Genomic DNA, 18025 nt, shown 5'->3' with positions numbered 1-18025 from the left:
TTATAGAAAAATATAGAAAAACACTCAAGGGCAAAAAGCCCCGAGTGCCGTAATACCGGAAACTATAATTGTTTCAGCGCTTCACTGACCGGCGTGCCGCCCGCTGTCAGATCGAATGCTTTTTCATACGTATTCGGTTCATCAAGGGATGCGATAACGGTCTTGGCGACATCGTCTCTTGAAATGGAGCCTCTTTCTAAATCGGCCGCGGCTTTGATATTTCCCGTGCCGGGATCATTTAATAACCCGCCCGGCCGGATAATCGTATACGTCAGACCGCTCGCTTCAAGAATTTTGTCCGCATAATGCTTTGCGGCGTAATACGGCTTCAGCGCTTCATTCCAATTGCCGCGGTTATGAGCCTGAAAGGCGCTTACCATAATGAACCGCTTGATGCCGGCTTTCTTTGCCGCTTCTATTGCTTTCGCGGCTCCGTCAAGATCAATCAAAAGCGTCTTATCGTATCCGGTGCTTCCTCCTGATCCGGCGGTAAACACAATCGCGTCACAGCCTTCAGCGGCTTTCGCGATGTCTTCCGGGCTTCCTTCCAAATCTGCAAGAACGGCTTCTGTTCCCGCGGCTTGAAGTGCTTCTTTCTGCTCTTCTTTCCGGACCATCGCCCGCAGCGTATGCGTGCCGTCTTTTTGAAACAGTCCGGTCAGACGCTGTCCGATCTGTCCGTTTGCTCCGATGAGAAATACTTTCATCATGATCCCTCCCCATTCATTATGGTTCTATCATTTCACAAAAACGAGCGCTGATTCAAATCATGCGTTCGGCAAATGTTCTAATAAATCAGCTCAAGGAAATCTTCCAGCTCTATTTTGCCGAAATACTGTTTCAGATCGATTCCGGCCAGCGCCTCCTTGATAGCAGTTCTGTCATACTGTTTTCCGGTCAGCGCCTGTTCGACTTCACTCACATCTTTTGCACCGAAGAAATCACCGAAAATTTTGCAGTCCTGAATGATTCCTTTTTTCACTTCAAGACGCAGATCAATCGATCCGACCGGATAACGTTTCGAATGCTGAAGGTTAAATGCGGGCGACCTGCCGAAATTCCAGTCCCAGTTTTGATAGCGCTCTTCGGAAATCTTCCGGATCGCTTTCCAGTCTTCATCGGTGAGTCTATATTCCGGCACTTCGGAAAGATCATTTGTATTAAAAATATGGTGAAGCAGATGCTTTTTGAATTCGTCCGCCGTCATTTTGTCATCAAGAAACTCGCTGATGTTGGCGACACGGCTTCTGATTGACTTAATGCCTTTTGATTCGATTTTGTCTTTTTTCACTTTCAAGGCTGACACAACATGATCAATGGCGGAATCCAGCATTAATGTTCCGTGGCTGAAAATACGCCCTTTCGTCGAAAATTGAGCGTTGCCGGAAATTTTTCTGCCGTCCGCGACGATGTCGTTTCGGCCGCTTAATTCAGCTTCTACACCGAGCTGACGCAGCGCCTGAATAACGGGTTCGGTGAATTTTTTAAAATTGTGAAAGCTGTCGCCGTCATCCTTGGTGATAAAACTGAAATTCAGATTCCCGAGGTCATGGTAAACCGCACCGCCTCCTGACAGCCTGCGGACGACGATGATTCCGTTATCTTCTACGTATTTCGTATTGATTTCTTCTATTGTGTTTTGGTTCTTCCCGATGATAATCGACGGCTGATTGACATAAAACAGCAGGTATGTCTGTTCAGGGTCGAGATGCTTCACGCAATATTCCTCGATCGCGAGGTTGATCCTCGGATCGGTTATGTTTTGGTTGTCGATAAATAACATGGTGCTCCTCCTTTATTTCTCCCACTTCAATCCGGAAGCGGCGATTGTCACTTCGCCCCCGAACACGGATTCCGCTTCTTCTTTCAGCTTCCGGTGCTCGCCGAAATGAGGCAGATGCGTGAGAATCAGCTCCCCCGCTCCGGCCTCCTTCGCGATACGTCCGGCTTCCAAACTGTTCATATGGCCGGCTGACGTGCCGTCCTGGTCTGCGTAAAAATTGCACTCGCAGATCAGCAGATCGGCATTTTCCGCAAACGGGATAAACGCGTCCTGGTAGCTTGAATCAGCCGTATACACAACAGAAGCTGAACCGTCAGTAATCCGCATCGCATAACAAGTGACCGGATGCACCGTTTTCAGAAAGGTAATGGTGAACGGCCCGGCAGAAAGCGGGCGGTCCGGCTGATAGGCCACTCCTTTTGTATGCGTTTTATATGTAAGACGCTCAAACTGTTCTATATCAGCATCATGCCCGTAAATCGGCAGTGCATGCGTCCCTTTTCCGAGAAAGGAGCCGACCTGTTTGGCAAATTGAAGCGGCCCGATATCAGCGATATGATCATGGTGATAATGGGACAAAATGACGGCATCAAGCTCTTCTGCCGGAACATAGGCAAATAGCTTTGATAATACGGCGCTTCCGCAATCGACGAGCAGAGAATAGCCGCCGGACTGAAACAGATAGCCTGAAGTTGCTTCGTTTGCGGCCGGAAACCCGCCGCAGCATCCAATGACTGTAATTTTCATATGGTCCTCCGAATGTTTATGATAAAAAGATCCTTTCCTCCAATATACCTATTTTTCGTACAAATTGCATGTTTTAAACATTGTGCCAAAACAGCCGTTGATTTTCCAAAACTGTTATAATACAATGTAGAGACAAAACAATGAAAGAGGGATGGGTATGTTGGAAAAGATGTCGGATTTTTTCAGAAATTTACCCGGTAAGAAATGCGAAGAATGCGGAAATGAGATTGTTGAGCAGTATGAGTGTCACATTAATTTGTGCAATGACTGCTTGAAAATTAAGGATATGTGACAATAGGGCGCCGCACAATTCTAAGTTGTGCGGCGCCCGTTTTTTTCGGCCCTCATCATACTTTCTGAATAGGGCGTTATTCACCATTATTAGCAATTATCTGTACGTTTTAAAAGATTCAGTATTTTCAATCTATATTTTTCTATAGACGGATTGTTTTCTTTTCTATTATAATTTGTTCTAATAGCTATCTTTTTAGATACTTATTGCACTTTTTTCTTCGGGAGGTAATCTATGAAAAAATTACGCTTTGGACTAGCGACGCAAATCTTCGTCGGACTCATACTAGGGGTTGTAGTCGGTGTCATCTGGTACGGCAATCCCGCCATTCCAACATATTTACAGCCTATCGGCGATTTGTTTTTACGCTTAATCAAAATGATAGTGATTCCAATTGTCGTATCCAGCTTAATCATCGGCGTTGCCGGTGCGGGGAGCGGAAAACAAGTCGGAAAATTAGGCTTCAGAACGATTTTGTATTTTGAGATCATTACCACTTTTGCCATTATTCTCGGACTGGCTTTGGCGAATCTTTTTCAGCCGGGAGCAGGCGTTAATATACATGAAGCTCAAAAGACAGATATCAGTCAATATGTTGAAACAGAAAAAGAACAAAGCGGCAAATCCGTTGCGGACACATTCCTGCATATCGTACCGACAAACTTCTTCCAATCATTGGCCGAAGGAGATCTGCTTGCCATCATCTGCTTTACCGTGTTGTTTGCACTCGGCATCTCGGCAATCGGTGAAAAAGGAAAGCCTGTCTTGGCCTTCTTTGAAGGTGTTTCTCATGCGATGTTCCATGTTGTGAACCTCGTCATGAAAGTTGCGCCGTTTGGTGTTTTTGCATTGATTGGTGTTACCGTTTCCAAATTTGGGCTCAGTTCCCTGCTTTCACTCGGTAAACTGGTCGGTTTAGTATATGTAGCTTTGGCTTTCTTTCTCATTGTTGTATTCGGAATCGTCGGAAAGCTTGCCGGTTTAAACATTTTCAAATTCCTCGCCTATATGAAGGATGAAATTTTATTGGCGTTCAGTACGTCAAGCTCCGAAACCGTACTCCCCCGCATCATGGAGAAGATGGAGAAAATCGGCTGTCCGAAAGGTATTGTTTCCTTTGTTGTGCCGATCGGATATACCTTTAACTTAGACGGATCTGTGCTGTACCAATCAATCGCCGCTTTATTCCTCGCTCAGGTATACCACATTGACTTGACCATTTGGCAGCAGATTACCCTTGTGCTTGTCTTGATGGTCACTTCCAAAGGAATGGCTGCCGTGCCCGGGACTTCTTTCGTCGTCCTGCTTGCTACACTCGGCACAATCGGCGTTCCTGCAGAAGGCCTTGCATTCATCGCTGGTGTTGACCGGATTATGGACATGGCCCGTACGGTCGTCAATCTGACCGGAAACGCGCTGGCATCCGTTGTGATGTCAAAATGGGAAGGCCAGTATGATCCCGTTAAAGGCGCGAAGGTCATGAGCCTCGCCAAAACAGAACAAAACACAACCATCTCAGGTTAAACGAAAACCCTGCACGGAATGATTTCCGCGCAGGGTTTTTTATGCCATCGGCGATAGAACGTACCGGTGCAAAAGCTTCGCCGTATTAAGAAGCGATAATTCATGCGTGCGTTCAAAAGCGTGTGAAGCGTCAATTCCCGGGCCGATCAGCCCGTGGACGATGTCATGGCCCGAACGGATGGCTGCTGAGGCATCAGAACCGTAATACGGATAAATATCAAGCTGATAATCAATGTCATAGCGCTCCGCAAGCCCGGCCAGATGTTTTCTGAGCTGATAATGGTACGGGCCGCTCGCATCCTTCACGCAAATGGAGACGGTATATTCATCCGTAGACTGGCCGTCGCCGATCGCTCCCATATCAACAGCCAAGTATTCGACGGTCTCAGGAGGAATGTTGGAATTGCCTCCGTAGCCGATTTCTTCATTATTAGAAATCAGAAAATGCGTCGTATACGGAAGTTCGATTTTCTCTTCCGTGATGCGGCGGATTAAATTCAAGAGCAGAGCCACGCTCGCTTTGTCATCAAGATGACGGGACTTAATAAAGCCGCTCGGCGTAATCTGCACGCGCGGGTCAAATGAGATGAAATCGCCGACCCTGATGCCGAGATCGGACGTCTCTTCCTTCGTCCGGACAGGCTCATCAAGGCGGACTTCCATATTCTCCTGATTCCGCTCTGCCTTGCCGGCGTCCTTGTAGACGTGCACTGAAGTCTGATGCATTAAGATGGTGCCTGTATAGGTTTTGCCGGAAGAAGTTTGGATCTCGCAATATTCTCCTTCAATCGAGTGATATCGGAAGCCGCCGATCAAGTCAATCTTCAGCCGGCCGTCCGCCTTTATCTCCTTTACCATCGCGCCGAGCGTATCGACATGCGCCGTCAGCAATCTGTGTTTCTTGTCATCACGGCCGGGAATTGTGACAAAAAGACCGCCTTTGCGGTTTCTGTAAGAGGAGACGCCCCATTCTTTTAAAAGACTTTCTGTATAGGCGATAACCTCGTATGTATTGCCCGTCGGACTCGGAATCGACACCAATTCTTTAATCAGTTCCATCGTATGTTTCATATTTTCCACAGGTCATTCCTCCTATCAATTTTATTCTTCTTAAAATATACTCTTTTGATCCACAACCCGTCCAATCTTTTCCTTCTCTTTTTTCATAGAATGAAGGGAGCATGAGCATAGGAGGGAAATGTATGATCAGCCGTAAACCGCACAAGCGGAAAAGATTTCATAATGATTGGTTTGAGGATTGGTTTGAGGATGATTGGTCTGGTGCAGCCTTCTGGGGCTGTAAAAAAGAAGAAGATCACTGTAAAAAGAAAAAAGAAGACCCTTGTAAAAAGAAGAAAGAAAAAAAGAAGAAAGAAAAAAAGAAGCATCATCATTCATGCCGCCGCTGCTGCCGTCATTGGTAATCGTTCACACAAGCCCGTTTTACAAATAGATTCTCATGCTCCCCAAACAGCGAATGCTGCTTGGGTTTTTTTATTAAAATTAGTACCAAGTAATAATATCAGGTGTTATAATCTGATATAAAGGAGTGATTTTTTCATGTCAAAATCTAAAATTACAGCAATCGGTACATATGCTCCGGCACGCCGATTAACAAACGCGGATTTGGAGCGCATCGTCGATACATCTGATGAATGGATCGTCCAGCGCACCGGTATGAAGGAAAGACGCATTGCCGGCGAACATGAATTCACATCGGATTTGTGTGTGGAAGCGGTGAAAAACCTTGCAGAACGATACAGCGGAACTCTTGATGATGTCGATATGATCCTTGTCGCCACAACAACGGCGGACTATGCGTTTCCAAGCACTGCGGCACGCGTGCAGGCTTACTTCGGCTGGCCGCACACGGGGGCGCTTGATATTAACGCCACATGCGCCGGACTCACTTACGGCCTTCAGCTCGCAGACGCATTAATTACCGCCGGTTCCCATCAAAAAGTGATTGTCATTGCTGGTGAAACATTATCAAAGGTAACGGATTATACTGACCGGACAACCTGCGTTCTTTTCGGAGACGCTGCTGGCGCCCTATTGGTGGAACGCGACGAATCAGCGCCGGGCTTTTTGGCAGCCGTGCAAGGAACAGCGGGAGGCAGCGCGGACGTACTGTATCGCACGGGACTGAGCGCAGAATTAAACGGCGAGCCGCTTAAAGGCGGAGGAAATATGGTGCAAAACGGGCGCGAAGTATATAAATGGGCGGCCAGAACCGTGCCTGAGGAATGCAATGCCCTTTTAGAAAAAGCCGGCTTTTTAAAAGACGATCTGGATTGGTTCGTTCCTCACAGCGCCAACATGCGGATGATCGAATCCATCTGCGAAAAACTGCCCTTCCCGCTTGAACGAACGTTGACAAGCGTTGAATATTACGGCAACACTTCATCGGTTTCTATTATTCTCGCTTTGGATGAAGCTGTGAAAGCAAAAAAACTGTCGGAAGGCCAGACGCTGGTATTATTCGGGTTCGGCGGAGGATTAACGTATACCGGACTGTTGGTAAGATGGGGATTTTAATAGTACGACGATCGAAATCTAAAAAAAGAGGCCCTGAGCATCTGCTCAGCGCCTCTTTTTCTTATGCTGTTATTTCTTCTTCCGTTTTGTGTTCTTTTTTGCTTTGCACCGTAAAATACACGATGGTCAGCGCGATCATGACAACGGCGATGCCCAACAGAATGGATGCCTGCTGCCACATATAGCCGTAATCGCCATTTGAAATGACGGCGCGGAACCCGTTGATGCTGTAAGTCATCGGCAGTGCCCCGTGAATCACTTGATAGAATCCCGGCAGGAGTTCAAGCGGGAAGGTTCCTCCGCTTGCCCCGAGCTGGAGCACCAGAATGATGACAGCGATAAAGCGTCCCGGATTTCCCATCGTTGTCGCCAATAATTGAATCATGGACAGGAACGCGATGCTGGTAATCATCGTAAAGAGATAGAATCTCCAAGTGCTCTCCACATCAAGCCCGATTCCTTTTAACAGAACCGTGGCGACAATAACGGATTGAATCAGTCCGACAAGCAGAATAACGCTGAATTTGCTGAGGAACCATTCAAAACCGTTTCTCGGACGCCCTGAAGCTTCACTCAGAGGGAATACGACCGTCAGCATCAAGCCGCCGACATACAAGCCCATAGAGAGAATATAAGGCGTCAGTCCGGTACCGTAGTTAGGCACGGAATGAATCGCGTTATCGTCCGTTTTTACCGGATCGGCAAACATGCTGTACGTTTTGTCATCTGTCTTAATGTCCCCGGTTTGATCAGCCGCATCTTTCAGCTGGCCGGACAATTGTCCGGTGCCGTCTAAAAGTTTGCTTAAACCGGTGCCGAGAGACGCTTGACCCTGCTCAATTTTGGACGAGCCGTCATGGATTTTGTTTTGCGCGTCCAGCAGTTTCGTTAAGCCGCCTGATACTTGGCCGCTCCCTGACACTAACGCTTCTGATCCTGATTTGAGCTGTCCGAACTTGCTGTTGTATTCGCCGATGCCGGCTGTCAATTTGTTTTGGCTTTCAAAAACGGTTTGCGCTCCGCTGTATAATTTATCAGTTCCAGCCGTCAGCTGGTTAATCGCGTCTTGTACCGCCGCTGCGCCGTTATACAGTTTCGATGTGGACTGAGGCAGTGCTTTCAGCTGATCAGCCTTCGCTTTTACATCTTTGAGCGCGCTTTTTATGACTGACATATCCGGAAGCTGAATATCTCCGCCGGACGGAAGCTGGCTGACGATATTGTCTAAATCCGGAAGGTCGGCTTTCGGAAGCTTCTCATTCAGAAGCTGAACAAGTTTCGCTTTTTGCTCATCCATTAAGAAATCACTGTCCTTAATCACCTTTTTAACCGCGTCATCCCGGGCATCCAGGTTGTTTTTCAGATCAGAAAGCTTCTTCTTAAACTGCTGCAGGTCCTTTTCAGTCTGCTCGAGCTGCCCAACCGCGTTTTCAATGTCTGACAGGTTGACTGAATTGATCGCATCTTCAAATGCCGCCGCTTTTTGCGACACTTCCTGCGCCTTGCTGTTTAACGCGCTTAATCCATTCGTTAAATCCGGAAGCTTTTGCTGGAGCTGCTTTTGCGCGTCAAGGCTTGTTTTCAGCCCGCTGGCCACTTGGCCTCCTCCTGAAGCAATCTGTCCTGATTTATCTTGAATTTCGGCGCTTGCGCTCTGAAGTTTTGCGATAGAGCTGTCAAGCGTTTGAATTCCGCTTGTCACTTTCGCCGCTCCGTCTGCAAGCTGCTGCGTTTTATCGCTGATGGTGGCGGTGCTTTCAGTAAGCTTCGCTAAATTTTCCTTCAGCTTGGCGCTGCCGTCTTTCGCGTTTTTCGTGCCGTCGTCTATTTTCTTGGCTCCGCTGCTGGCTTTGCCGAGCCCTTTGGCAATATCTTTAAAGTTATCAAAAATGACTTTTGCGTATTGCTCTGTCACTTCTTTCGACACGGAGGCTTTCAGTTTGTCGATCGCCTTTTCCCCGATTGTCGCGCCGACATAGTTTGATCCGGCATTCGTATGATATTTCAGATCCAGCTTCTTCGGATTTTTATCCATTACCGTGCTGGCGTTTTTAGAAAAATCTTCAGGAATCTCGACCAATAAATAATATTTAGCATTTAATAAGTCCTTTAACGATTGATCAAGATCGCTTGAAAAATGCCAATCAAAATTATCATTTTTCTTTAACTCTTTCACAAGATCGTCACCGATCTGAAGATGTTTCCCTTCGTAGTCCGCCCCTTTATCCTGGTTGACAACGACAACCGGCAGCTGATCCACCGTGCCGTACGGGTCCCAGTACGCCTTCAAAAACACTCCGCTGTAAATCAGCGGAACGAATAATATGGCAATGATGGGGATTAACAGTTTCTTGTTCGTTACAATGTCTTTCCACTGGCTTTTTATTGTATTCAACCCTGTTGCCTCCTTCCGCAAACTGACTCATTTGACAAAACGGTCACGGCACCTAAAAAGTGAAGGATCATCTATTATTTAGATAATCCTTGACCAACATACATTTCCAGCAATTCAGCGATCGTCTCTTTTTCAAGAGGCGGATGGTTTTTTTCCCAGTCAAATATCAGCGCGATGTAGAGCTTGAGCATCACAAAAGCGGTCAGTTCCGGATCACACGGTTTAATGCTTCCGTTTTCAATGGCTGTTTCTATCTTTTCTTTAATGTATGACAGAATGGCCCGCTCCATTTTCACAATGACATCCTGAACGGCTATTGTACCAATCTCGGCGTTCTCCTGAAAAATTTTAATAGTCAGCTGGTGTGTTTTTCTGAATTCCAAAATCGCGACAAGCGCCCGGTGGACATTTTCGTGAAATGAAAGCTCCGGTTTCATCGCTTCGTCTGCGTGTTCCTTCATTTCTCTTAAAATAGTGGTGAAAATATCATCAAACAGTTCTTCTTTGTTTTTGAAAAACGTGTAGATGGTTCCCTTCCCCACATTTGCAAGCTTTGCCACCAGATCCATTGTCGTTGCTTTGTAGCCGAATTGTGTAAAAGACTTCGTTGCCGCTTCCAGAATGAGCTTTTTCCGATCGACGGACATGTTTCCCACCTCGTTAAATTGACCGTTTGAACGTTTTAGTCATTTTGTACATAAGATAACTTATCACAGTCACAAAGAAGATTCAAATGTTTTTTCTCTTTATTGGTGTTCCCTTTACAGAACGGGAACATGCAAAAAAACCTCCGTTTTACGATAACGGAGGCTGGTACGTTTCAAATATATAAGCCAGTGAATCATATACGGCGGCTTTTCCCTGGTCGATACAGTCGGGGATGCCCACCCCTTCGAAAGACGCGCCCGTCGCGTATACGCCCGGATAGGAAGCTTTCAGCGCATCTCTGAACTCTTTGATGCGCTCCTTATGGCCGACATGGTATTGCGGCATGCTTTCGTTCCAGCGGGTCACACAGGTCATTTCCGGTTCGCCATTTATTTTCATTACTTTTTTCAAATCTTCCATTACGATTTTAATGATCTCGTTATCTGAAAGATCTACGATGGATTCATCTCCGGCCTTTCCGACGTACGCCCTGAGAAGCGTTTTGCCCTCCGGCGCCGCGTGCGGCCATTTTTTATTCGTCCATGTGCAGGCCGTGATGGAGAAGTCGCTGTTTCTTGAGATAACGAATCCCGTACCTTCATGCTCCATTTTGACGGCACCCTCAGGAAAACCTAAGGCGACGTTGGCAACGGACGTAGAATGCATGTCTTTGAGACATGAAACCGCCGGCAGATCAGAAAGCATTTTCGCCGCGGCTTTATGCGGGGCTGTCACAATGCATCCTTCCGCATAGAGCACTTTGCCGTTATCAAGCGTCACGGAATATCCTTTCTCCTCGCGGCCGATATGGGTGACTTTCGTGCCTTTCATCACCTTTGTCAGTGTAAGCTGCTTTTCCAGCTCCTCCACCAACGTTTGAAGCCCTGTCGTCAGTGTTAAAAACTGGCCCTGCTTTTTGGCCGTCAGCTGCTGTCCCGAAGGCTGCGGACGTGATTTTTTCATACCGAGAATCAGGCTTCTGTGCTTCTGCTCAGTCTGATAGAATTGCGGAAACGTGGACATGAGGCTCAGCTTATCAATATCTCCGGCATAAATCCCTGATAATAGCGGTTCTATTAAATTCTCAACGACTTCGTCACCGACGCGTCTGCGGAAAAATTCACCCAGAGACTGATCTTCCTTCGGTTTGCTCGCAGGCAGGACAAAGTCAAGCGCCGCCCGCGCTTTTCCGGGAACAGAAAATAAACCGGTGGAGATGAACGGAGCGATTTTGGTCGGAATGCCCATCACCGCGCCCTTCGGCATCGGATGAAGCGTCTCGTTGACGAGCACATAAGACTGGCCGGTCGCATTGTTGACGAGCAGATGCTCAAGCCCCAAATCCTTGACGAGCTGCGGCGCGCTTTTTTTCCTTTCCAAAAAAGAATCCGGGCCCCGCTCAATGATGTAGCCGTCTTTATGCGCCGTCTGAATTTTGCCGCCGGCTCTCGGGCCTGCTTCGATCAGGGTGACCTCAAGCGGCAGCTGTTTTTCTTTGATTTCTTTTTCCATGTAGAAGGCGGCGGCTAATCCCGTTATGCCGCCGCCGATGATGACCAGATGTTTTTTATCGCCACTCATTTTTATCGCCTTCTTTACCGTTTAATTCTACTTGTCCAGCTCTTTCAGCACGACCGCTGCAAGCGCGTCGATAAATTCAGGCTGTGCGTTCGGCATAGCCGGACGATAGTAGCTTGCGCCGACTTCTTCGGTCACAGCTTTGCATTCATAATCATTATCGTAAAGCACCTCTAAATGATCGGCAACGAAGCCTGCGGGCACGTATACAAATGCTTTATAAGGATGCTTTTGATACAGCTCGCGCGTGAGATCCTGCACATCCGGCCCGAGCCACGGATCAGGGGTGTTCCCTTCGCTTTGCCAGCCGACTGCGTAATCGGTAATTCCGGCGCCTTCGGCAATCAGTTTTGCGGATTCCTCCAGCTGGTCAGGATACGGATCGCCGTATTCTTTTATTTTTTCAGGAAGGCTGTGCGCTGAGACGATCAGCATCGCGTCATCCCGTTCTTCTTTCGGCATTGATTCATACGTTTTCTTCACCTGGCCGACCCAATAATCAACGAATTTCGGTTCATCATACCAGCTTTCAACAGACTTGATGGTCAAGCCGCCGAGCTTCTCCGCTTCTTCTTTCGCGCGTTTGTTGTATGACTGGACGCTGAATGTTGAAAAATGAGGGGCGAGCACAAGGCTGACAGCTTCTGTAATGCCGTCTTTATGCATGTCCGCCACCGCGTCTTCAATAAACGGTTCAATATGTTTTAATCCGATGTACACTTTGAATGTTATGTCATCCTGGATTTCATTTAAACGCTGTGCGAGCTTCTCCGCCTGCTCCTGCGTAATTTTCGCAAGCGGCGAAATGCCTCCGATCGCTTCATATCTGTCTTTTAAATCTTGAAGCATATGAGGCTCCGGCTTTCTTCCGCGTCTGATATGCGTATAATAACGTTCTATGTCCTCTTCTTTGTAAGGCGTTCCGTAAGCCATGACAAGAAGTCCCATTTTCTTTTTGCTGCTCATTTTGTTAAACACCTCTTTTGATGGTCTGTCTACCTTGATTTTGACAGGAAAATCTTCTTATAACCAACGATCTGCTCAGGAAGATTGTTCCGTTTTTTTGGCCGCGGAATATTCATGTACAAACGCCGTCAGCTTTTTCAGCGTTGCCGGATTGACATCAGGGAATACGCCATGCCCTAAATTGAAAATAAACCCGTCCGTTTTCATGCCTTGATCAAGTATCGCTTTCGCTTTTTTCTCGATGACTTCCCAAGGCGCAAGAAGAAGCGACGGATCAAGATTGCCCTGAACCGTTTTTGTAATGCCTTGTTTTCTGGCGTCATCTATGCCGAGTCTCCAATCAAGACCGACGACATCAAGAGGAAGGTCATGCCAATCCCCGGCCAGGTGGCTTGCCCCTACGCCGAACATGATCAGCGGAACTTGTTCTGCTGAAAGCTCCCGGAAAATTCTGTCCATCACCGGTTTTATAAACTGCCGGTAATCTTCGCGGTTCAGCGCGCCGACCCATGAATCAAAGATCTGAATGGCTTTTGCGCCGGCGTTAATCTGCGCTTTCGCATAAACGATAATCATGTCCGCGAGCTTGTCCATCAGCATTTGCCACGCTTGCGGCATACTGTGCATAAACGCTTTTGTTTTGTTGTAATTTTTAGAAGGCCCGCCTTCAATCATATAACTGGCCAGCGTAAAAGGCGCTCCCGAAAAACCGATGAGCGGAACATTCAGCTGTTCGTTTACGAGTAATCGGATCGTTTCCAGCACGTAAGGAACATCCTGTTCGGGATTCAGTTCGCCGAGCTTTTCAATATCCGCAGCAGAGCGCACCGGCTGATCGATCACCGGGCCGATTCCGTTTTTTATTTCAACATCCACTCCGATATAAGGAAGCGGCGTCATAATGTCTTTATATAAAATGGCAGCGTCCACTCCGTACTGCTCGACCGGGAGCCTCGTCACATACGCGCACAGCTCGGGCTGATGCGTAATTTCGACTAAGCCGTACTTTTCCTTCAGCTTGCGGTATTCCGGCTGAGACCTCCCCGCCTGTCTCATGTACCAGACAGGGACGTGATTTGTTTTTTCTCCCCGTGCCGCTTTTAAAAACGTATCATTAAACGCTTCTCGTTTACTCATCTGAATTTCCACCTTTCCTCCTGCAACCATACGTTCGTGTTCTTCGCCCATTACACTATACCTTGTTTTTTCAAAAGCGTATAGAATTGAGGCTTAATGTTCAAAAAATCGCCGAATTCATGATTAAGAAGAAAAAAGCTTCGGCTGAACGTATTCCGTTCCCTCTCCTTCTTGATCCGTCTGTGAATTATATGGAACGACTTTGTATGAAGCCCCTGAAAACAGATTGGCGTACGGTATGTCAAAGCTGCCTTTTCCTTTCACCGAATCCAGAAGCTTGTCTTTTCCGTCTTTCTTCTCATATATTCGGTAAACAACCCGATCATCCTTTTGAATATCCCATTTTAATTGAACCGTAATCAGTCCCATCGCCTTAAATGTATAACGGGCCGACAGGGACTTCACCGCCTCCAGCTCAATCGGGCTGCCCAGTTCCTTCACATTTTCAGGCTTTTTGAATGTCTCCCCGTTTTCTCCCGCTTTTGTGACGATATCTTTAAAGAGTCTGACCGGGTATTGGCTTCCGCCTTTCAGGTAATGGGTTTTATCCGTTTTGTCATAGCCCATCCAGACGGCTCCCGTCAGTCCGGGAGTGTATCCCGCAAACCAGGCGTCCTTTGTCGCGCCGGGGACGCCGGGAAATGTGGTCGTGCCGGTTTTCCCCGCCAGGTCACCTTGATAGCTGCCTTGTGAAGCGGTTCCTTCTTTTACGACCTGCTGAAGCATTCTCGTCATATTCCATGCCGTCTGTCCGCTGAAGACGCGCGTTTTGCCGTTTTTAGGCCCGGACAACGTTTCTCCGTCTTCGTCCGTGATGTTCTCTATAAAAAATGGCTTCGTATACATTCCGTTTGCCGCAAAGGTATGATAAGCTCCGGCAAGCTGAAGCGGAGTAACGCCTTCAGACAGACCGCCAAGCGCAATCGCGAGTCCGTTGTCAGAAACGTTCATGCCGTTTTTCTCAAGATACGATTTTCCCGTATCTACGCCGATCTGCTTCAATGTCCAGACAGCGGGCGCATTTATGCTGTAAGTGATCGCATCCTGCATCGTCACTTCCCCCTTGTACTGTCCGTCATAATTTTTCGGTTCATACCCGTCGTAGGACGTGAGTTTGTCTTGGAGAAGCGAATACGGTTTGAACTTGTCTTCCTGCATGGCGGGCCCGTATACGGCAATCGGCTTAAACGTTGAGCCCGGCTGACGCTTCGCCGTAACCCTGTTGTATCCTTTTGTCACGTAGTCGCGTCCGCCGACCGCCGCGCGCACGCCTCCGGTTTTATTATCAATAAAGACGGCGCTTCCCTCTGCCGCCTGATCCGTCCCCGGAAAATAGCCGCTTTCCTTCATGAGGGTGTATGCCGTTTTCTGCAGCTTGGAATCAAGTGACGTCCGGATCGTATAGCCGCCTTGAAGCAGCTGTTCACCTGACATCGAATAACGGTCTTCCGCCTCCTTGATGACAAGATCAATATAACTGTCAAACCAAGGCGTTTCTGATGTTTTCTTGACATGAAGCCCCAATGTCCGGCCCTGGGCTCTGACGGCTTCCTTGGCGCTGATATAGCCTTGGTCGTTCATCATTGCAAGAATCGTATCGCGGCGTTCTTTATTTTTATCCGGATGCTGAATCGGCGAATAAAGAGATGGCGCCTTCGGAATCGCTGCCAGAACGGCTCCTTCCGCAACGGTTAAATCTTTTACTTCTTTATTAAAGTAGTAGTGGGACGCGGCTTGAATGCCGTAAACGCCATGGCCGAAATAAAGCTGGTTCAGGTACATTTCAAGCAGCTTGTCCTTGCTGTAATCACGCTCAAGATTGATGGCGATAATGACTTCCTTCGTCTTGCGCAAAAATGTTTTATCATGAGTCAGAAAAATGTTTTTCGCCAGCTGCTGGGTGATCGTGCTTCCGCCTTCCACCTTGCCGCCTGCTAAAACATCCCGGAACACCGCCCGGCCGACAGACTTTACATCAATGCCGTGATGTTCGTAAAACCGTTTATCTTCAACAGCGATAAAGGCATCTCTCACATCTTCCGGAACCTGCTGAATGGATACCGGCTCGCGATTTTCCGTATAGAGGCTCGCGATTTCATCACCGTTTTGATCGACGATTTTTGAAGATGCGTGCAGTATTAATTTCTTTTCATCGATGACATAATGACCGAGAAATATGATGATAATGTATCCGATTAACGCGAGAAAAGCGGTTGCCGCCGCAATTACAGCCGGAATAAAGAATCTTTTTTTCTTTTTCAGCATAAGTCACCTCGCCTTTCTTAACTTGTAGTATGGGAAATATTGTTTCGAATTATGTCAGAATGAGTCGCCAATAGAAACTTATACCACTCTTTTGATATACTAGCAAGCAGGAGGTGGCTGATATGAAGGTTTATATTACATACGGGACAGCCGATTTTTTAAAGACGATTGCAAAGAAACACCCGAGTGAGAATATGGTGCTGATGCAAGGGGAGGAAAATGCGGTCTTAATTCATGAAACAAATGGAGAAACCGTTTTTCAGGCGCCCCATTCATATGAGAGCATCGACAGCGTCGGGGAAATCAAAAAGCCGGGCTACGCCGTCCTCAACAACATCGCCGTTACCCAGGAAGGCCGTCCGCTGTTTGAAAACCGGTTTAAAAACCGCGCCGGAAAGGTGGAAAATGAACCCGGTTTTCAAGCCATCCGCGTATTAAGGCCGCTCGAAGGCGATACGTATGTCATCCTGACCCTGTGGGAAGAAGAAAAAGCCTTTCAGGGCTGGCAGCAGTCAAACTCTTATCAGGAAGCTCATAAAAAACGCGGAACATCAGCCGGCATCGACACGACGTCCATTTTCTCACGCCCGTCTTATGTAACCGCTTATTACGCAATAGACTGAAAACCGCCGGAGATTCTCCGGCTTTTTTGATGTCCCGATTTTTCGCATCCTTCTTTGCACCTTCCGCCCGCCTATGAATAACCTGTAGCAATCCTATTTATAAACGGAGTGGTTCAATTGGGGATCGGCGTCTACTCGGTACATCTGCTTTATGTTGCTTTTATTGCGGCCATTATCGTTTTTATGCTCCTCAGAAAAGATACAACCTTTATTTCACTCGCCGGCATTTTTGTGATTGCGCTATGGACGACGCATTCATTCTCCGCTTCGGTCAGCAGCCTGTTTCACAGCTTCACGTATGCCGCCGGAGAATTGCTGCCGACGATTTTTATCATTTGTTTTATCGTGGCGATGAGCGGCCTCTTGACCGAAACCGGTATTAATGAAGCGATGATTTCTCCGTTTGCAAAGCTGATGAAAGGGCCGGCTGTCGCGTATTGGGTTATCGGCTGTCTGATGTTTGCCATCTCTCTTTTTTTCTGGCCGTCACCAGGGGTGGCGCTGATCGGCGCTGTGCTGCTTCCCGCAGCGATCCGGGCGGGCCTTTCTCCGATCGCCGCGGCTATGGCGATGAACCTGTTCGGCCACGGGTTCGCTTTATCGGGGGATTACGTCATTCAGGCGGCCCCGAAATTAACGGCCGATGCCGCGGGCATTCCCGTGAGCGATGTCATGCAGGCAAGTATTCCGCTCGTTTTGATCATGGGGTTAACGACGACAATCACCGCTTTCTTCCTCATCATGCGGGATCGAAAAAAAACGAAGGCCCCCCTCTCCTTGGACAGCTCCGGTTCTTTGGACACAAGTATGTATCTGCCGAAAAAACTCAGGGTGATCCTGGCGATTTTCATTCCGCTTGTTTTTCTCGCCGATATTATCTGCATGATCGTATACCGTCTGCAAGGAAACGATGCGACGGCACTCGTCGGAGGAACCGCGATCGGCATTCTCCTGATCATTCATTTCATTGTATATAAAGAGCGGCATTTAGAAAAGATCACCGAGTATTTTATCGGCGGTTTTCAATTCGGCTTTAAAGTATTCGGCCCCGTCATTCCGATCGCGGCCTTCTTTTATCTCGGTGACGCGGGGTTTAAAAGTATTTTGAACACCCCGCTGCCGAAAGGATCTGCGGGGATCGTCAATGACCTCGGATTGGCCCTGTCCCATTCTTTTCCGATGTCCGGAGAATTCGCTGGCATCGCCCTGACCGCAGTCGGTGCGATTACCGGGCTCGACGGGTCAGGGTTTTCCGGTATATCTCTTGCAGGCTCGATGGCAAAGCTGTTTTCCGCCGCGCTTCATACGGACCCGGCCGTTTTAACGGCGCTGGGCCAGATTTCAGCGATCTGGGTCGGGGGCGGAACATTGGTCCCTTGGGCACTGATTCCCGCTGCGGCTATTTGTAAAGTTGATCCGTTTGAGCTTGCCAGGAAAAACTTTATCCCGGTTGCGGCCGGGCTAGTCGTCACAACGATCGCCGCCATCATCATTCTCCCGTAGCAAAAGGATTGAAATCTTCTGACATT

Annotated in this window: 16 protein-coding genes; 6 read left to right on the top strand and 10 right to left on the bottom strand. The window is 47.9% G+C overall.

The annotated features are described in order from the left end of the window. Positions 1–62: 62 nt before the first annotated feature. From MY7_RS04160 to MY7_RS04150, 3 genes are all read right to left on the bottom strand, one after another. Positions 63–707 carry an SDR family oxidoreductase gene (locus tag MY7_RS04160; protein ID WP_029325965.1) on the bottom strand — a complete coding sequence of 215 codons (645 nt, stop codon included), beginning with the start codon at positions 705–707 and terminating at the stop codon, positions 63–65. Between the two features lie 80 nt (positions 708–787). Continuing rightward, positions 788–1783, bottom strand: coding sequence for a lipoate--protein ligase LplJ (lplJ, locus tag MY7_RS04155; protein WP_007610445.1), 996 nt, complete (start codon positions 1781–1783; stop codon positions 788–790). A 12-nt stretch (positions 1784–1795) separates the two neighbouring features. Then, positions 1796–2530 carry an MBL fold metallo-hydrolase gene (locus MY7_RS04150; RefSeq protein WP_007610443.1) on the bottom strand — a complete coding sequence of 245 codons (735 nt, stop codon included), beginning with the start codon at positions 2528–2530 and terminating at the stop codon, positions 1796–1798. A gap of 151 nt (positions 2531–2681) precedes the next feature. Between MY7_RS04150 and yhfH the strand changes: the two genes are divergently transcribed. After that, on the top strand, positions 2682–2822 hold the full coding sequence (gene yhfH, locus MY7_RS19040; RefSeq protein WP_012117221.1) for a protein YhfH: 141 nt from the start codon (positions 2682–2684) through the stop codon (positions 2820–2822). Positions 2823–3056: 234 nt separating this feature from the next. Beyond that, positions 3057–4346 (top strand): cation:dicarboxylate symporter family transporter, encoded by a 1290-nt coding sequence (locus tag MY7_RS04145; RefSeq protein ID WP_007610442.1) that lies wholly within the window; start codon positions 3057–3059, stop codon positions 4344–4346. A gap of 39 nt (positions 4347–4385) precedes the next feature. Here MY7_RS04145 and MY7_RS04140 read toward each other — a convergent pair whose 3' ends face one another. Beyond that, positions 4386–5417 (bottom strand): M42 family metallopeptidase, encoded by a 1032-nt coding sequence (locus MY7_RS04140; RefSeq protein WP_394852441.1) that lies wholly within the window; start codon positions 5415–5417, stop codon positions 4386–4388. Positions 5418–5548: 131 nt separating this feature from the next. Between MY7_RS04140 and MY7_RS20075 the strand changes: the two genes are divergently transcribed. Next, the gene (locus tag MY7_RS20075; protein ID WP_007610440.1) at positions 5549–5770 is read left to right on the top strand and encodes a hypothetical protein; all 222 of its coding nucleotides are present in this window, start codon (positions 5549–5551) and stop codon (positions 5768–5770) included. 136 nt (positions 5771–5906) lie between these two features. Next, positions 5907–6884, top strand: coding sequence for a beta-ketoacyl-ACP synthase III FabHB (fabHB, locus tag MY7_RS04130; RefSeq protein WP_007610438.1), 978 nt, complete (start codon positions 5907–5909; stop codon positions 6882–6884). Positions 6885–6945: 61 nt separating this feature from the next. Here fabHB and MY7_RS04125 read toward each other — a convergent pair whose 3' ends face one another. From MY7_RS04125 to MY7_RS04100, 6 genes are all read right to left on the bottom strand, one after another. Further along, the gene (locus MY7_RS04125; RefSeq protein ID WP_029325966.1) at positions 6946–9279 is read right to left on the bottom strand and encodes a YhgE/Pip domain-containing protein; all 2334 of its coding nucleotides are present in this window, start codon (positions 9277–9279) and stop codon (positions 6946–6948) included. Between the two features lie 74 nt (positions 9280–9353). Continuing rightward, positions 9354–9926 carry a TetR/AcrR family transcriptional regulator gene (locus MY7_RS04120; protein WP_007610428.1) on the bottom strand — a complete coding sequence of 191 codons (573 nt, stop codon included), beginning with the start codon at positions 9924–9926 and terminating at the stop codon, positions 9354–9356. A 148-nt stretch (positions 9927–10074) separates the two neighbouring features. Continuing rightward, positions 10075–11508, bottom strand: coding sequence for a protoporphyrinogen oxidase (gene hemY, locus MY7_RS04115; RefSeq protein WP_007610422.1), 1434 nt, complete (start codon positions 11506–11508; stop codon positions 10075–10077). 27 nt (positions 11509–11535) lie between these two features. Further along, positions 11536–12471, bottom strand: coding sequence for a ferrochelatase (gene hemH / locus MY7_RS04110; RefSeq protein ID WP_007610420.1), 936 nt, complete (start codon positions 12469–12471; stop codon positions 11536–11538). 75 nt (positions 12472–12546) lie between these two features. Then, a complete protein-coding gene (gene hemE / locus MY7_RS04105) occupies positions 12547–13608 on the bottom strand; it encodes a uroporphyrinogen decarboxylase (protein ID WP_029325967.1) in 1062 nt (353 codons plus the stop codon). Between the two features lie 123 nt (positions 13609–13731). Further along, entirely contained in the window at positions 13732–15873 is a 2142-nt protein-coding gene (locus MY7_RS04100) for a transglycosylase domain-containing protein (protein ID WP_007610416.1), read from the bottom strand. A gap of 122 nt (positions 15874–15995) precedes the next feature. Between MY7_RS04100 and hmoB the strand changes: the two genes are divergently transcribed. Continuing rightward, on the top strand, positions 15996–16496 hold the full coding sequence (gene hmoB / locus MY7_RS04095; protein ID WP_007610409.1) for a heme-degrading oxygenase HmoB: 501 nt from the start codon (positions 15996–15998) through the stop codon (positions 16494–16496). Between the two features lie 117 nt (positions 16497–16613). After that, positions 16614–17999, top strand: a complete 1386-nt coding sequence (locus MY7_RS04090; RefSeq protein WP_007610408.1) for a hypothetical protein — start codon at positions 16614–16616, stop codon at positions 17997–17999. Positions 18000–18025: the final 26 nt, after the last annotated feature.

Source organism: Bacillus sp. 5B6, assembly GCF_000259405.1.
GTDB classification, from domain to species: Bacteria; Bacillota; Bacilli; order Bacillales; family Bacillaceae; genus Bacillus; species Bacillus velezensis.
This window is presented reverse-complemented; position numbering and strand designations above follow the sequence as displayed.

What these genes read in the sequence shown, in the direction of transcription:
- MY7_RS04160 (WP_029325965.1), bottom strand. Translation starts at nt 707, where the DNA reads ATGAAAGTATTTCTCATCGGAGCAAACGGACAGATCGGACAGCGTCTG.
- lplJ (WP_007610445.1), bottom strand. Translation starts at nt 1,783, where the DNA reads ATGTTATTTATCGACAACCAAAACATAACCGATCCGAGGATCAACCTC.
- MY7_RS04150 (WP_007610443.1), bottom strand. Translation starts at nt 2,530, where the DNA reads ATGAAAATTACAGTCATTGGATGCTGCGGCGGGTTTCCGGCCGCAAAC.
- yhfH (WP_012117221.1), top strand. Translation starts at nt 2,682, where the DNA reads ATGGGTATGTTGGAAAAGATGTCGGATTTTTTCAGAAATTTACCCGGT.
- MY7_RS04145 (WP_007610442.1), top strand. Translation starts at nt 3,057, where the DNA reads ATGAAAAAATTACGCTTTGGACTAGCGACGCAAATCTTCGTCGGACTC.
- MY7_RS04140 (WP_394852441.1), bottom strand. Translation starts at nt 5,417, where the DNA reads ATGAAACATACGATGGAACTGATTAAAGAATTGGTGTCGATTCCGAGT.
- MY7_RS20075 (WP_007610440.1), top strand. Translation starts at nt 5,549, where the DNA reads ATGATCAGCCGTAAACCGCACAAGCGGAAAAGATTTCATAATGATTGG.
- fabHB (WP_007610438.1), top strand. Translation starts at nt 5,907, where the DNA reads ATGTCAAAATCTAAAATTACAGCAATCGGTACATATGCTCCGGCACGC.
- MY7_RS04120 (WP_007610428.1), bottom strand. Translation starts at nt 9,926, where the DNA reads ATGTCCGTCGATCGGAAAAAGCTCATTCTGGAAGCGGCAACGAAGTCT.
- hemY (WP_007610422.1), bottom strand. Translation starts at nt 11,508, where the DNA reads ATGAGTGGCGATAAAAAACATCTGGTCATCATCGGCGGCGGCATAACG.
- hemH (WP_007610420.1), bottom strand. Translation starts at nt 12,471, where the DNA reads ATGAGCAGCAAAAAGAAAATGGGACTTCTTGTCATGGCTTACGGAACG.
- hemE (WP_029325967.1), bottom strand. Translation starts at nt 13,608, where the DNA reads ATGAGTAAACGAGAAGCGTTTAATGATACGTTTTTAAAAGCGGCACGG.
- MY7_RS04100 (WP_007610416.1), bottom strand. Translation starts at nt 15,873, where the DNA reads ATGCTGAAAAAGAAAAAAAGATTCTTTATTCCGGCTGTAATTGCGGCG.
- hmoB (WP_007610409.1), top strand. Translation starts at nt 15,996, where the DNA reads ATGAAGGTTTATATTACATACGGGACAGCCGATTTTTTAAAGACGATT.